Below are 16010 nucleotides of genomic sequence, written 5' to 3'. Positions count from 1 at the left end.
ATCCGATACGGAAATTCGGTGGCTGCGCCTGTTTTTAAGAAAGGAACAGATGGATATGAAACATGCTGGTATCTGGTATGGCGGAGATTATTATCCGGAGCAATGGCTAAATCATCCGGACATACTGAAGCAGGATATGGATTATATGAAAAAAGCAGGAATCAATACAGTAACCATGGGAATGTTCGCCTGGTCGTTTCTGGAACCGGAAGAGGGGAGATATGACCTTGGCTGGCTGAAGAAACGGGTAGATGAACTTTATCAGAATGGGATTTATACCATTATGGGCACTCCTTCCGGAGCCCGTCCAAAGTGGTTGTCTGATAAATATCCCGAGGTGCTTCGGGTGGATGATACGGGACGGCGGCAGCTGTTTTCGGGAAGACATAATCACTGTTTTACTTCTCCGGTATACAGGGAGAAAGTGAAAAAAATCAATAAAAAATTAGCAGAGGAATTTGCTTCTCACCCTGGCGTTATTATGTGGCATATTTCCAATGAGTATGGGGGGGAGTGTCACTGCTCCTTATGTCAGAAGGCCTTTCGTCTCTGGCTGAAAAAGAAATATGATTCCATAGAAGATTTAAACCGCAGATGGTGCACGGCATTCTGGAGCCATATCTACCAGTCTTTTGACCAGATTGAAAGCCCATCCTCCATTGGTGAGACCATGGTACATGGTCTGAATCTGGACTGGAAACGATTTGTAACCGATCAGACGGCTGACTTTGCAACGTGGGAAGTGAATTCTCTGAGAGCGGCAGGAGCCCTGCAGCCGACTACCACAAATCTGATGTATGATTTCAAGGGACTTAACTACCAGAGACTGGCCCAGACCGTGGATGTGATATCATGGGATTCCTATCCGTTGTGGCACAAAGAAAAAGAAGTTCTGACAGCAAGGGACAATGGGATGCAGCATGATTTTATGAGAAGCTTAAAACGGAAACCGTTTCTCCTCATGGAATCCTGTCCCAGCAGCACTAACTGGCAGGGGGTGAGTAAGCTGAAGAAGCCTGGTATTCTTTCGCTGGCTTCCTGGCAGGCAGTGGCACATGGTTCGGACAGCGTTCTGTATTTCCAGATACGGCAGAGCAGAGGCTGTTCAGAGAAATTTCACGGTGCAGTGATTGATCATTATGGGGGATCCGACACACGGGTGTTTGGAGAGATCAGCCAGATTGGAAAGGAACTTTCCTGTCTGGAGGAATTAGCTGGTACAGGTGTGAAGTCAAAAGCAGCGGTGATCTATGATGTAGAAAACAGGTGGGCAATGGAAGATGCCCAGGGACCAAGAAATAATGGGCTGTTTTATCATGAAACCTGTGTAAAAATCTACAGCGCCATTAAAAAACTGGGTTTTAATGTGGATGTCGTTACCATGGACAGTGATTTAAGTGGTTACCAGATGGTAGCAGCTCCCATGATCTACTTATACAGAAGTCATATTCATGAGAAATTAAAAAGATTTGTTCAAGACGGAGGCCAGCTGATGGTCACCTACTGGTCAGGAATTGTGGATGAAGAGGACAAGTGCTTTCTGGGAGGTGTTCCCCATGGACTGATGGATGTGCTGGGGCTTCGCAGTACAGAGATTGATGGTCTCTATGACGGAGACTGTAACTATATGGTTTCGTTGCATGGAACTGGTGAGGAAAAACGGTTTGAATGCAGAAATCTCTGCGAGTTGGTCAGTCTTTCCGGTGCTGCTCCCCTTCTTATTTATGAGAAGGATTTTTATAAGGGATATCCGGCACTTACAAAAAATTCTTATGGAAAAGGAACGGCTTATTATGTATGTGCAGACGCAGGTCAGGATTTCTATGATGATTTCTTTCGTAATCTGACCAGTGAAGCGGGGATAAAGCCGCTTCTTGAGGGGCGGTTACCGGAGGAACTTGAGGTTTCTTCCAGGGAATCAGAACGTTATGAATACCTGTTTATTCAGAACTACAGCAAAAAGGCGGTAAAGCTGGTAGAAAAGACGATTTCCTGTATAAAAGAAGGTACGATTTTGGCTGGAAAAATATTTGAAGATGGTAAAATAGATGGTTATGAAACGGTGATTATAAGGAAGGATGTCCGATAACAGGTTTCATGAGCAGTTAAAAGAAAAAAAGATGTCTAAGTTTTGGCAGCAATATGCCGGATAAGACATCTTTTTTTTATGCTCTTTTCACAAAAATAGTGAAAATGTTTCAAAAATGACCAATCGAAACTTAAAGATATTAAGTTATTGTATAAAATCTAATAAGTTGAACTGGGTAAAGTTATCTCATATAATCAACAAGAACAAAAAAAGTAAATTTACAAACAAAAAATTATTTAATTTACACAAAGGAGAGACGACTATGCCATTACGCTGTACGAAACCAATTCCTCATCCTGTTAAGGATCTGGCTTATGAGCCATGGAAATTGGAAGTAAAACCGTTTCAGGTATCACCCCAGACATATTTCGTAGCAGGTCAGAGCTGGGTTGGATGTTACCTCATTGATACGGGTGAGGGTCTGATTCTGATTGACACTGCAATTCCGGAAAGCATGTATATGCTTGTGGATTCCATCTATCGCCTGGGTTATAAGCCAGAGGATATTAAAAAAATACTGATCAGTCATGCTCATTTTGACCATTGCGGCGCTGCAGCAGCTATGAAAGCCCTCACAAAGGCAGAGCTTTATATTTCCAGGGAGGATTATGAATTTTATAAAGCCTGTCCCGAGGAGACCATGGTGCTGGATCCGGATTCCCATCCTCAGATGTTTGAGGCAGATTGTTTTTATGATGATGACCAGCCAATCGTTCTTGGCAATGTATCCATACGGACAATGCTCACACCTGGACATACCATTGGATGTACCAGTTTTTTCTGGGAAGAACGTAATCCGGTCAATGGAGAAACTTATCAGGTTGCCATGCATGGTGGAGTGGGGGCTAATACCATGAATGATGATTATTATAACATAAGTAAATATTTAACTCCGGATCTTAGGGAGCGTTTCTTTTCAGATGAGGAAAAGCTGAAAGAGATCCATGTGGATATTGCACTGCCAAGTCATCCAAACCAGATTGAAATTATTGATCGTGCAGGACAATACACTCACGAAAGCCAGCCATATCTTGATGATACCATTTGGGCCGAGTTTATTCATGAAAGGGTACGGCAGGTTAAGACACTGATGAAATAATAGATTTAGATTAGACAGGAGAAAACGTATGGAAATGTACATTGTTTTGGGTGTGACTTTATTTATGATGGTATCGTTTGTCCTTCATAAGGTTCCTTTTGGAGTAACAACCATGACCTGCTGCGCAATTTTAGCAGTAACAGGTGTGGTAGATTTACAGACAGCATTCAGTGGTTTCGGAAATAAGATCGTGGTTTTAATTGCGCCAATTCTGGCTCTCAGCGCAGTACTTCCAAGAACCAGCATGATAGCTAAAATCAGTACAACCTTAAACACCCTTAAGGGTAAAAAAGGGATGCTTCTGGTTGGATTTTTCTTTCTGGTAGGCGCTGTATTTGTTCAGTTCATTCCTTCCACTGCAGCAATCACCATCCTGATTGTATTTTTATCTACTCTGGATGATTCAGGAGATATTACAGCAAACCGTCTGCTTCTTCCTCTGCTGGGAGTTCTGTGTGCATGGAAATTTCGTGTTCCCATTGGAATCGGAGCAGCAAACTTTGCAACTTTAAACGGTATGTATGAAGGAATTATCACAGATCCAAAGTTTGCTTTAAAAATGCTGGATCCATTTATATATAGCCTGATTCCAACTATCGTACTTACAATTTACTGCCTGTTTGCATGGAAACTGATGCCAAAGGATGACCAGATCGACAAGTCCGCGTTTAAACATGGAAAAGGTGTGGAAATGTTATCCCGTAATCAGGAATTGATTGTATACGGCGTTTTTGCAATGGTAATGCTGATGATGCTTTTAAACCAGTGGACAGGTAATCTATTATATCTGGCACCTGGAATCGGCATCCTCGTTCTGATCTATACAAAGATTGCAAAAGTGGAAGATGTAGTGAAAAACATGACATCAGATATGGTATGGATGATTGCAGGTGTTCTTGTTGTTGCAGATGCACTGGGGAAATCCGGTGCAGGAAACTTAATTGGCCAGTTTATTCTTGCAATTCTGGGTGAAAACCCAAGTTCCATAGCAGTTATGCTGATTTTCTCTGCTGCTACAGTTATTATGACTACATTCCTGTCCAATATGGCGACCCAGACAGTTTTAATCCCCATTGCAGCTTCGGTTGCTCTGGCAGGAGGATGGGATCCCCGTGGAATCATACTTGCAATCGGAACTGCCAATATGCTGGCAATTGGATTCCCATCCGGTTCAGGAGAGGCTGCAGTCTGCTTTGCAGCAGGCGGTTACAATCCGGCCAGGGTGATGAAATTTACAATTCCTTACATAATACTTGGAATTATTTCATCGGCAGTTGCAGCAAACCTCATGTTTCCCATTTACGGCTAGAAAATAATGATACTTTGCTATCTCCTAAGGATAAAATGGTTTAAAAAGTGCGGCTTCCAGGTTGGAGGCCGCACTTTTAACATGCTGGACACCATCTTTTTCTTATAGTAAAATGAACCAGACAGGATAAACGGAAAGAAGGGAATCCATATGGGAAAGATTGCGTTACTTGTTTCGAGAGAAGAGATGATCTATCAGGCACATAACATACTTCAGGAGAAAAAACATGAGATTGGGGAAATGCGGGTAATTAAAACAGAGGATACTGTTTCTGAAGCCCGCCAGTCCATTGCAAACGGTGCCTCAATCATTATTGCAAGAGGTCTCCAGGCTTCTCTCATTAAGCAGTACACAGACATTCCTGTAGTGGAAATCGTTATAACTGCCCAGGAAATGGCGCTGTTAGTCAGTAAGGCAAAACAGATTCTTAATAAAGACAATCCGGTTCTTGGAGTCGTGGGATTTAAAAACATGTTTTGTGACATGTCTTATTTTGATCTTATTTACGGAATTGAAATGCGGACATATTTTGCAGAAAAGGGAGATCTTCTGGAGGATATGGCAAGACAGGCAGTTTGTGACGGAGTGGATTTAATTATTGGAGGAGATACGGCTGTGGGGATTGCAGGAGAGGCAGGTATCCCATCTCTGTTTTTATCCAATACGGAAGATTCCATGAGAAATGCCCTGTCTATGGCGGAAAGCGTTGATTATGCCATGGGTGTGGAGAAACGTAGTGCTGCCCAGATTGAGACGCTTTTAGATTATTCGTTTAACGGTGTGGCCAGGCTTGATGCCTGTGGAATTATTGTGGATATTAACGCAACCATGGAAGATATTCTGGAAAAGAAAAAGGAGGAAATACTTTTAAAAGCGGCAGGAGAGGTATTCCCTGAGCTTTTGGGTGAGTCTTTCAATCAGGTACTGGAATACGGAAAAGAATCTTATTCTCTGTTTATGGAGATTAACCGCACCTCTGTATTTGCCATTGTGGCGCCTGTGGTGATTGAGAAAAAGGTGGAGGGAGCCATACTTACCTGTCACCGCATGAAACGAAAACACCATAAGGGGCAGGAGTTAAAAGGAAAAAGTTCGTTACGGGGAGTCGGGGCGCTGGGGGAATTTGGAGATCTTTTACAGGAATCAAAGAGTATGCAGGACTGTGTACGCCTTGCAAAGCTGTATGCCCTCTCAGAAAAGGCAGTATTCATAGCAGGAGAACCGGGAACGGAGAAGCAGCTTCTGGCACAATGCATTCATAATGCAGGACTTCATAAAGATGGCCCTTTTGTTAATGTTTCCTGTGACGGGTTGGGGGAAGAGGCGCAGTATGATCTGTTATTTGGAGATAAGGGTGTAGTCGCCCAGGCAAAAGGCGGATCTCTCCTCATTGAAGATGTCCATGCTTTAACAAAGGCAAACCAGTACAGACTTTACCAGCTCATAAGGCATAAGCACAGGATGGGAAGAGAAGGACAGCGGTATCCCGGAGCAGAGGTGCGGGTGATGGTAACTTCCATGGTTTCTTTAACCGGGCTTTTAAAAGAGGGCGGGTTTCGCAAAGAACTCTGCTATCTTCTTGAGGGACTGGCAGTTACCATTCCACCCTTAAAAGACCGGAAAGAAGATTTAGAGTTCAAGATCAGGGAAACAATCAGAGACTGCTGTGAGCATTATTCCAGATTTCATGTACTGACAAAAGGAGCTTATCAGGTATTACTTCATTTCCCCTGGAAAGGGAATTTAATTCAGGTGGAGAATTTCTGCGAACGCCTGATATTGACAGCAGAAAAGAGGAGTCTTGATGAAGCTGCGGTGGAAAATCTTCTCGACAGACTGTATCCGGGCGAAAAAGAGGAGGAATCAGAACTTACCTTCACAGGAAAGGAAGAAATTCCATTCCCTATGGAAGCGGTAAAAATAAAAGATACTCTTTTCATGCAGGGGGGAAACCGGGAAAAGACTGCAAAAGAACTGGGGATCAGTAAGGCCACATTATGGAGAAAGATGAAAAAATATCATCTGGAATGAAATAAAAATGAAAATATAATGATATAAAAATGAAACGATAATGAAACAATAGAGAGTTTGTATAAATGTATCCTGCCCATTCGTTGATTCCGCCCATAGCGAAACCACTATTAATTATCTATAATCACAGCAGAGATGGTAAGAACCCATCGGTCACAGAAGACAGAATGAAAAAGTGAGGATAAGCATATGAAAATTGGATTTATCGGTTTGGGAATCATGGGAAGACCTATGGCAAAAAACCTGTTAAAAGCAGGTCATGAATTAGTTGTATTTGATTTTAATAAAGAAGCGGTTGCAGATCTGGTTTCAAACGGTGCCGCTTCTGCTGAAACTGGTAAAGAATTAGCTTCCCAGTGTGACGTTGTGATCACCATGGTGCCAAACTCTCCTCATGTAAGAGCCGCAGTATTAGGCGAGAACGGCGTTGCAGAAGGTGCTAAGCCAGGAACTGTAATCATTGATATGAGCTCCATTGATCCAACCGAGAGCAGAGCCATCGGTGCAGAGCTTGAAAAGCTTGGTATTGATATGCTTGATGCTCCTGTATCTGGCGGAGAGCCAAAGGCAATTGACGGAACCTTATCTGTAATGGTAGGCGGTAAGAAAGATTTGTTTGACAAGTATTACGATATGCTTATGGTCATGGCCGGCTCTGTTGTTTATGTAGGTGAGCTTGGCGCAGGAAATGTGGCTAAGCTGGCAAACCAGATTGTTGTTGCAGTAAATATTGCAGCTGTATCAGAAGCACTTACCTTTGCAAAAAAAGCAGGAACAGATCCGGAGCTTGTATATCAGGCGATCCGGGGAGGCCTCGCTGGTTCTACCGTTATGGATGCAAAAGCTCCTATGATGCTGAATCGAAACTTCAAACCGGGTTTCCGCATTGAACTTCACATCAAGGATTTAAATAATGCACTGAATGCAGCTCATAATGTAAGCTCTCCCGTTCCTTTAACAGGTCAGTTAATGGAGATTATGCAGGGACTGAAAGCAGACGGCTTTGATAAAGAGGATCATTCCAGCATCGTGAAATATTACGAGAAAATTGCTAATACCACGGTAGAACCACTAAAATAAGCCGGGCGGAGAGGACAATCATAATGAATACAGATTTTATTAAAGGCGTTATCGTGCCAATCCTTACGCCAATAGATGAAAATGAACTGATCCATGAAGCAAAATTAAGAGATCAGGTTGATTATGTAATTAACGGCGGCGTTCTTGGAATTCTTGCATTTGGAAGCAACGGTGAGTTCTACGCAGTGGAAGATGAAGAGATGGAGCGCGGATTAAAGATTATGGTGGATCAGGCAGCTGAAAGAGTTCCGGTTTACTTTGGGATCGGCGCCATCAGCACGAAAAAATGCTGCCGTCTGGCTAAAATGGCAGTAGAGAACGGGGCGGCAGGGATATCTGTTCTTCAGCCTATGTTTTTAAAGCCAACAGAAACAGAACTTTATAACCATTTTAAAACTATTGCAGAATCTGTACCAGAAACTCCAATGCTGCTTTACAACAATCCAGGACGTGTGGGATATACCATGTCTGCGGGGCTGGTTGAGCGTCTGGCAAAGGAATTTGATAACATTGTGGGAATGAAGGATACCAGCGGTGATATCACCCAGACCGCAGAGTTCATTCGCAGAACCCGGGGAACAGACTTTAAAGTATTCGGCGGAAAGGATACGCTGTTATATGCATCCATGTGCCATGGCGCAGTAGGCGGAGTCTGCACAGCTGCCAACTTTATGCCTGAGCTGATTACTGATGTTTACAATAAGTTTGTAGCAGGTGATTTACAAGGCTCTCTGGAAGCTCAGTTTAAATTAAATCCGGTCCGTCTTTCCATGGATCCGGCAAGCTTCCCGGTAGCTGCAAAGGATATGGCCAATTTAAGAGGAAGAGACGTTGGACTTCCCTATAAACCCAATGTTGCCACTCCGGAAGGTCCTGTTCTTAGTCAGATCAGAAAAGAGATGGAAACAGCTGGATTGATATAATAAGTAGAAAGAGGGCAGGCTGGTGGCTGTTGATAGGCTGCCGGCCTGTTTTTCGTTTCAGGCGTGAGAGGAAAGGGGCAGGCGATGAAATTTTTATTTGCATCTGATTCATTTAAAGGATCGTTATCATCGGTAGAGATAGTAGGAATCCTGACAGAAGAAGCAAAACGTATTTTTCCGGATTGTGAGTGCAACGGAGTATCTGTGGCAGACGGAGGGGAAGGAACCATAGAGGCAGTAATTGATGCTATGAATGGACAGATCCGCAGGGTTTTGGTACACGGCCCGCTGATGGAAGAGACAACTGCAGATTATGGAGTGTTCCATGGCAGCCATGCGGTTATTGAGATGGCAAAAGCTTCCGGGCTTCCCATGGTTCCGGCAGAAAAGAGAAATCCTCTCTATACCACAACCTATGGGACAGGGGAACTGATCAAAGCTGCTTTGGATGAAGGCTATCGAAAGATTGCCATTGCAATTGGCGGAAGCGCAACCAATGACGGCGGAATGGGAGCCATGACTGCTCTTGGGGTAAAATTCCTTGATAAAGCAGGAAATCAGCTGACTGGTTATGGAAAAGACTTAGGAGAAGTGGACAGCATTGATGTAAGCGGACTTCATCCGGCGGTAAAAGAGACTGAGTTTACTGTCATGTGTGACGTAACCAATCCGCTGACTGGACAAAACGGTGCAACCTATACCTTTGGGAAACAAAAAGGAGGGACGCCGGAAATACTGGAACAGCTGGAAAAAAATATGAAATCCTATGCTGGAAAGCTTTTGGAGCTGACAGGTATTGACGTAGACCAGATAAAGGGCACAGGAGCAGCAGGAGGACTTGGAGCTGCTTTAAACGTATTTTTAAATGCCAATATGAAATCAGGAATTGAAACTGTCCTTGATCTGATTCACTTTGATACTCTGCTGGAGGGAGTGGATTTAGTCGTCACAGGAGAAGGCAGAATGGACTGGCAGTCTGCCTTTGGAAAGGTTCCAAGCGGAATCGGCATGCGGTGTAAGGAAAAAGGAATTTCAGCGGTTGCTATCGTAGGCGGTATGGGTGATGGGGCCGAAAAAATCTATGAATACGGAATTGAAAGTATTACCACAACCATTCAGGGAGCAATGCCCATAGAGGAAGCAATGGAACGGTCGGTAGAACTATATCGGGGAGCGGCACAGCGCACCTTTCGTATGCTGAGAGCCGGAATGAGTCTGAACGGGTAAAAAGGGGAGAAAATGGATATAACCGGATTATGGTCTCTTCAGTGCATGATGTTTTTGCTGGCTGGGGCAGGTGCCATATTAAAGAGAAAAGGTATTTTAAAGGAATCAGGTAAGACGGTGCTTACAGACGCCGTGCTGTATTTTTTTCTGCCCTGCAATATCATCAATTCTTTCCGTATGAAATTTGACAGTAAAATACTGCTCCGGTTCGGGGCAGTCCTTTTCCTGTCTGTTCTTGTACAGATCGTAAGTTATGTTTTAAGCCGGGTATTGTATAATAAAAGGCCCCATGCAGTAAAACGGGTTCTTCAGTACGCAACCATAGTCTCAAACTCCGGGTTCTTAGGCCTGCCTATTGCAGAAGGAATTTATGGTGCGGAAGGTATGATGTATGCTTCTATATTCATTATTCCCATGCGGATCATGATGTGGTCAGCCGGAATTGCATGCTTTACGGAAAGTCCGGATTTTAAGTCAGTAGTGAAAAAAATAGCAATTCATCCCTGTATTGTAGCCGTTTATATCGGCCTGTTTCTGCTATTGTTTCAGGCACCCATAGAAACCTTACATTCAGGTTTTATGTCTCATCTGCCTTTTGCTGTCCAAACCATACTGAACATAATGGGACTGGCATTAGACAGAGCAGTCCGATCGGCAGGAAGCTGTACAACGGCATTGACAATGCTTTTAATCGGTATGATGATTTCTGAGGTGAGCTTAAAAAGTCTCTTTCACCGGGATGCTCTTTATATATCCCTTATGCGATTAATCGTTCTGCCTGTCTTAACCCTGGCATTGTGCAGAATACTTAAGATGGAGACCTATCTTACGGCAATCTGTGTACTGATGACCGGAATGCCGGCCGGGAGTACATCAGCTATCCTTGCAGCGAAATATGAATGTGATTATGTATTTGCAACCAAATGTGTGGTGATATCCACACTTTTATCCATGCTTACAATTCCTATCTGGTCCATGGGCTTTTCATAAAATAATTATAAATTGTCATGGTTGGAGAAGAAGAACAGGAGGAGAAAATGGAAAATAAGAGTCAATGTGTAATACTTCCCGATGGAACAGCTGTACCTTCTCTGGGCCAGGGAACCTGGTTTCTTGGGGAACAAAAAAACAGGCGGAAAGAAGAACTGGATAGTTTAAGGGCTGGAATTTCTACCGGGATGACCCTTTTAGACACGGCTGAGATGTATGGGGATGGAAGGGCAGAGGAGCTTCTTTCGGAGGCAATACAGGGCTTTGACCGCAGCAGCCTGTTTCTGGTATCTAAGGTGTATCCTCATAATGCCGGAAGAAAGAATATATTTAAAAGCTGTGACAAAACTCTGGAACGGCTGAATACGGACTATCTGGATTTGTATCTTTTACATTGGAGGGGGAGTATTCCTTTAAGTGAGACGGTGGAATGTATGGAGCAGCTGAAAAAAGAAGGGAAAATACGGCGTTGGGGAGTATCAAATTTTGATACTGCCGATATGAAGGAACTATGGAGTGTGAAAGGAGGAAGTAACTGCCAGATCAATCAGGTTCTTTATCACGTGGCTTCCAGAGGAATTGAGTACGATTTAATCCCGTGGCTGGAAGATCACAAAGTCCCTGTCATGGCATACTGTCCTCTGGCACAGGCGGGTGGTTTAAAACAGGGTCTCTATGAGAATCCTGTGCTGGTTCGCATTGCAGATGCCCATCATTGTACGGTTTATAATGTTCTTCTGGCTTTTGTGATGCGAAATAACAATGTGGTGGCAATCCCCCGCACAGGAAACAAGGATCACGCACTGGACAATGCAAAGGCGTGGGAAGTAGTGCTGACGGCAGACGAGCTTATGGAAATAAATCAGGCATTTCCTGCGCCGGTAAGAAAGACCTTTCTGGATATAGTATAATAAAAATATGCTCCTTCTTTTTATCTGTTTCAGAAGGAGCATATTTTTGTCATGTTATTTTAAATACTGATCAAAGAATGAGATCATAAGCTGTTTGACCTCGTCCTGGAAAAATTCTCTGGAACCGTGTCCGGCTCCTTTCAGAATATAGTAATCTGCTTTCTCTTCCATACCGGCTTCTTTGATTCTGCTGTATAGAATGTCGCTGCTTAATTCCAGGGGAACCAGTGGATCATTGTCGCCGTGAAGTATCAGCATTGGACACATGTCAGGATTAACATAATTAACCGGACTTGCTGATTTGGCACGTTCCATTATAGTAGAAGGATCTCCGCCTATGAGTTTTCCGCCATGGGTATCCTCAATCCGGTGCCAGCGGCTGCTGGGGTTATTGAAACTTTTTTCTTCCTCACTCATGAGTGCCACTACGTCGGTAGGACCAAACATATTGCAGCAGGCGTTTACTTTTGATGACCAGCCGGACCATTCTTCACTTTCAAATGTATCTGTGTTCATTGCTGCAAAAGCTGCAAGGTGTCCGCCTGCAGATCGTCCCAGTATGCCGATCCGATCAGGATCAATTTCATATTTTGAAGCATTTGCACGAAGAAAACGGATAGCAGTTTTTACATCGATTATCTGCGCTGGGAAATGTGCCTCATCACTGCTTCTGTAATACATGGATGCCACTACGTAGCCGGCATCGGTAAATTGACTCATCTCACCAAGCATCAGGTTTTTATCCACCCCTCTCCAGCCCCCTCCGGGTATCCACAGAAGGGCTGGTTTTGGATCATGGTTTTCTTTTGGGTCATCTTCACCGACTGCAAGTTTCATCTCACTGTTGCCGTTTTGAAGCAGGATGGACATCTTAAGTTCCATTGAATTTACCTGTAAGTCTTTCTGGTGTGAATAAACGATGTTATCAATCAAAGTTAATGATTTTCGTTGATTTCCAGGGTTAATATATTTTTTCATTTGATATAATTCCTTTCTAGACAAAGATTGGGAAAAACAGATTGACGCCTAAAATTAATGCTGCCATTAAAATAAGTACAAGGGGAAGAGTGAACTTCATCAGCTTAAATGCATTGAAGTTTCCTATTCCGAAAGCCATCATGGCAGCAGAACAGCCGGTGGGCATAGCAACTGCAAACCAGCAGGATACAGCCGTAACCAGTACAATTGCCTTTACATTCATTCCTCCTGCTAACGCTGTAGCCGCCGCAATGGGGCACATGAGAGCCATTGTTCCAAGATTGGAAAGAAAGTTTGTCATAATGGTTGTGACTACACAGAAAACAATTGTAACGTATATACCGCTGGGATTTTCCCCAAGAAGGCTGAGGACAGTCTGTCCAATCAGTTCTCCCACGCCGGTTTTTCCAAGTACAGAAGAAATGACTGACATACCTGCGATCATCCATATCATGTCACCGGTAAGAGTTGTAACAGTTTCTTTTACAGAAAGAACTCCGGTGACAATTAAGATCAGCACACCAACTGCCGGTAAAATATTACTGATATTGCTGCCCAACTGGTTGCCAAACATAAATCCCATAATAACGCCAGCAAATACCAGGAAGATAATTGCTTCGTGTTTCTTAGAAATAGTATCTGTTTCTTTTACTTCCCTGACCTGAGAACTGTCAATTTTACTGTTGGGAATTATTTTATACATAAAAAGACAATAAATAGTACCTGCTATAGCGGGGAAAAATCCTGCTTTCAGATAATCCGTGATGCCAAGTAAGTCTTTTGCTTCCACCATGCCCTGATAAAAAGAGTTAATGGTTCCAGGCATGGTTGCACCCATACCAATGGGAATTTTTGCGGTCCAGATTGTATTTACACAAGCGACAATAAAAAGCATGCGGGCCGGAGAGATGTCGCTATCGTCGTCAAGGGTCTGAACAAACAGAAGCATCATGGAAAGGCAGGCCATCTGTCCCATTAACTGGGATAAGCCAATGGTAATAAGAAGTATTGCAAGTACCAGGACAATACCGCTTTTGCCCTGCAGACGGTTCATTGCCTGACGAAGTCTGTGAATCAGGCTGGTCTTTCCAAGGGCGCTGGCAACTACCAGCATATTTGCCACCATAATGGTTGTGCTGTTGGAAAAACCGGAAAATGCAGTGGGGATATCGCTGACCCCTGTCAGTACAAGAGCCACGCAGCAGATCATTCCTGTTACGCCATAGGGAATTGCATGAGACAGCAGCATAACAACCATAAATACCAGAATTAACAATACAACTATCATTTCATACGTCATTACTAAAATCCTCCAATACTTTTGTGCAAAAGTATAATGTACCGTATCCTTCATGAAAATGGGCGCCTGGATTGTGCATATTATCTTTTGTAAGTTGGCTACAGATCGGATTATATAGTAATATTTAATAAGGTTCAATTCAGTAATATCTATAAAAGTTATAAGTAAAAGCTATAGAAGTTTTAAGGAGCTGATCAGGATGAATACAAAAAGCCTGCTTTATATAACGACGTTAGCAAAAGAGAAAAGCATTTCAGCAGCAGGTAGAAAACTGGGGATCTCCCAGCCTACGTTAAGTGTTTATTTATCAAGACTGGAGAGAAGCCTTGGAACAGATCTGTTTATCAGGGATAAAAAGTGGCTGATTCCCACACCCGCAGGAAAGATCTATATAGATACTGCAAACCAGATTCTTGAGGCAAAGGATCAGACGTACCTGGCAATTCGTACTCTGTCTCATGAATTAAATCAAACAATTGTCATAGGCGCCACACCCCTTCGGGGAGCTGTTCTGGTAGCACAGATATTTACTCAGTTCAACAAACGATTTCCTAATGTGAAAATAGAAATAAAAGAATGTTATATGAAAGATTTGAGAAAGCATGTGATAGCGGGAGATGTGGATATTGCATTAGGTTCTTGTTATGATAGCGAAGAAGAAGATGTGGATTTTGTTATGATGTATAAAGAGGAAGTCATTTTAAGCGCACCGTCTTTTCATAAATTGGCCAGTCTGGCAGGCAAATGTGGCAACAGGCTGACTCAAATCGAAATCGGCCAGTTTTCCGATTCGCCTTTTGTCCTTATGTGCCAGGGAACCTCTATCAGGGCAATATCTGACAGCATCTTTCTTACTGCTAAAATGAAACCTACAGTTGTTTTTGAAACCAATAATAACCTGGTACTAAGCAATATGATACGCCAGGGAGCAGGAGTGGGGCTGATTCCCCGGTCATCCATGGCACCGTCAGATCATAAGATTATTTATTTTTCGCTTTCACCCAGATATTATCTGGGCCTTGGAGCGATTGTTAAAAAGGGGAAAGCTTTGTCAGAAGCGGAACGGTATTTTATTTATCTGGTTATGAAACAGGATATGAATAATCCAACCTATACTCCTGCATATAGTGGGTATATAAGAGAGATTTGCCATGAATTTGAGAATGGGAGGGAGAACCCGTGAATACTCAGCAGTTAGAATATGTGATTGCAATTGCAGAGGAGAAGAATTTATCAAAAGCAGCAGAAAAGCTGTTTGTTACCCAGCCGGCAATCAGCCAGCAGTTAAAAAAACTGGAAGAAGAGCTTCAGACAAAGCTGTTTTATAAAGATAAAAATGATTATCTCCTAACAGATGCAGGGAGAATCTATGTAAATGGAGCACAATATATCCTCAGTCTCTATAGCAGCGCATTAAAAGAAATTGAAAATTTAAATTGTTCGGGAAAAAAGAAATTTACAGTCATTTACCGCAATGATCTGCTTCCTGCAGTTTCAAAGGAGGTGCTTCCTTCACTGGCTGAATTACATGAGAATATCTTTATAGATACCATAGATGCAGACGGGTATATTGCTAAGGATTATGTGATTAACGGTATGGCAGATTTAGCAGTCATGGTGACCAGGGAGCTTTCTCATAGTATGCTGGAATACATACCCCTGCGGAGAGAAAATCTGGTACTGGCAGTGCCGGACAATCACCATTGCCTGAACCAGATTTATAAAAATGGATTAGACTTTTCCTTTTTTTCCGACGATTCATTTATTTTAAACCCGGCTAAAAGCACCTTCCGCACTTGCGAAAATGAAATATTTTCCAGCTGGCAGTTTACTCCGTCCATCCTTTGCGAATCCAATGATCTGACAGTAACCAGACATATGGTGGGCTGCCGGAAGGGGATTGCCTTTTTACCGGAGTCCATGAGAAAAGGAGAAGGCAATTACGTCTGCCTGCCCTTAACTCATCCGGCAGCTTTTTATCTGGTAATTGCTTACCGTAAAAGCAGTATTCTATCAAAGCCTGTGAAAGATCTTATCAAACTGCTTTTAAAAGCTTATGATCATACATAGAGG

13 protein-coding genes are annotated in these 16010 nt (G+C 43.0%); 11 read left to right on the top strand and 2 right to left on the bottom strand.

The window, feature by feature from the left end:
- Window positions 1–49: 49 nt before the first annotated feature.
- The 9 genes from ACOAOT_RS15720 (at window position 50) to ACOAOT_RS15680 (ending at window position 11659) form a co-directional block, all read left to right on the top strand.
- Entirely contained in the window at window positions 50–2089 is a 2040-nt protein-coding gene (locus ACOAOT_RS15720) for a beta-galactosidase (RefSeq protein WP_420217858.1), read from the top strand.
- A gap of 262 nt (window positions 2090–2351) precedes the next feature.
- A complete protein-coding gene (locus ACOAOT_RS15715) occupies window positions 2352–3188 on the top strand; it encodes an MBL fold metallo-hydrolase (RefSeq protein WP_420217857.1) in 837 nt (278 codons plus the stop codon).
- A gap of 28 nt (window positions 3189–3216) precedes the next feature.
- Entirely contained in the window at window positions 3217–4497 is a 1281-nt protein-coding gene (locus ACOAOT_RS15710; protein ID WP_420217856.1) for an SLC13 family permease, read from the top strand.
- Between the two features lie 150 nt (window positions 4498–4647).
- Window positions 4648–6528 carry a PrpR N-terminal domain-containing protein gene (locus tag ACOAOT_RS15705; protein WP_420217855.1) on the top strand — a complete coding sequence of 627 codons (1881 nt, stop codon included), beginning with the start codon at window positions 4648–4650 and terminating at the stop codon, window positions 6526–6528.
- A gap of 189 nt (window positions 6529–6717) precedes the next feature.
- Complete coding sequence (gene garR / locus ACOAOT_RS15700) at window positions 6718–7608, top strand: 2-hydroxy-3-oxopropionate reductase (RefSeq protein ID WP_349670092.1); 891 nt, start codon at window positions 6718–6720, stop codon at window positions 7606–7608.
- Window positions 7609–7631: 23 nt separating this feature from the next.
- Window positions 7632–8531: a dihydrodipicolinate synthase family protein gene (locus tag ACOAOT_RS15695; protein ID WP_420217854.1), complete on the top strand. Its 900-nt coding sequence runs from the start codon at window positions 7632–7634 to the stop codon at window positions 8529–8531.
- Window positions 8532–8615: 84 nt separating this feature from the next.
- Complete coding sequence (locus ACOAOT_RS15690) at window positions 8616–9758, top strand: glycerate kinase family protein (protein ID WP_420217853.1); 1143 nt, start codon at window positions 8616–8618, stop codon at window positions 9756–9758.
- A gap of 12 nt (window positions 9759–9770) precedes the next feature.
- Window positions 9771–10748: an AEC family transporter gene (locus tag ACOAOT_RS15685; RefSeq protein WP_420217852.1), complete on the top strand. Its 978-nt coding sequence runs from the start codon at window positions 9771–9773 to the stop codon at window positions 10746–10748.
- 47 nt (window positions 10749–10795) lie between these two features.
- Entirely contained in the window at window positions 10796–11659 is an 864-nt protein-coding gene (locus tag ACOAOT_RS15680; RefSeq protein WP_420217851.1) for an aldo/keto reductase, read from the top strand.
- A gap of 54 nt (window positions 11660–11713) precedes the next feature.
- Here the strand turns inward: ACOAOT_RS15680 and ACOAOT_RS15675 are convergent, their stop codons facing one another.
- Both ACOAOT_RS15675 and ACOAOT_RS15670 read right to left on the bottom strand, forming a co-directional pair.
- The gene (locus ACOAOT_RS15675; RefSeq protein ID WP_420217850.1) at window positions 11714–12637 is read right to left on the bottom strand and encodes an alpha/beta hydrolase fold domain-containing protein; all 924 of its coding nucleotides are present in this window, start codon (window positions 12635–12637) and stop codon (window positions 11714–11716) included.
- A gap of 16 nt (window positions 12638–12653) precedes the next feature.
- Window positions 12654–13937: an SLC13 family permease gene (locus ACOAOT_RS15670; protein ID WP_420217849.1), complete on the bottom strand. Its 1284-nt coding sequence runs from the start codon at window positions 13935–13937 to the stop codon at window positions 12654–12656.
- Between the two features lie 199 nt (window positions 13938–14136).
- Between ACOAOT_RS15670 and ACOAOT_RS15665 the strand changes: the two genes are divergently transcribed.
- Window positions 14137–15120 (top strand): LysR family transcriptional regulator, encoded by a 984-nt coding sequence (locus ACOAOT_RS15665; protein WP_420217848.1) that lies wholly within the window; start codon window positions 14137–14139, stop codon window positions 15118–15120.
- Entirely contained in the window at window positions 15117–16007 is an 891-nt protein-coding gene (locus tag ACOAOT_RS15660) for a LysR family transcriptional regulator (RefSeq protein WP_420217847.1), read from the top strand. Before ACOAOT_RS15665 ends, ACOAOT_RS15660 begins: the two co-directional genes overlap by 4 nt.
- The last annotated feature ends 3 nt before the right edge of the window (window positions 16008–16010 follow it).

The sequence above is a fragment of the Lacrimispora struthionigena genome (assembly GCF_048627165.1).
Taxonomy (GTDB): Bacteria; Bacillota; Clostridia; order Lachnospirales; family Lachnospiraceae; genus Lacrimispora.
This window is presented reverse-complemented; position numbering and strand designations above follow the sequence as displayed.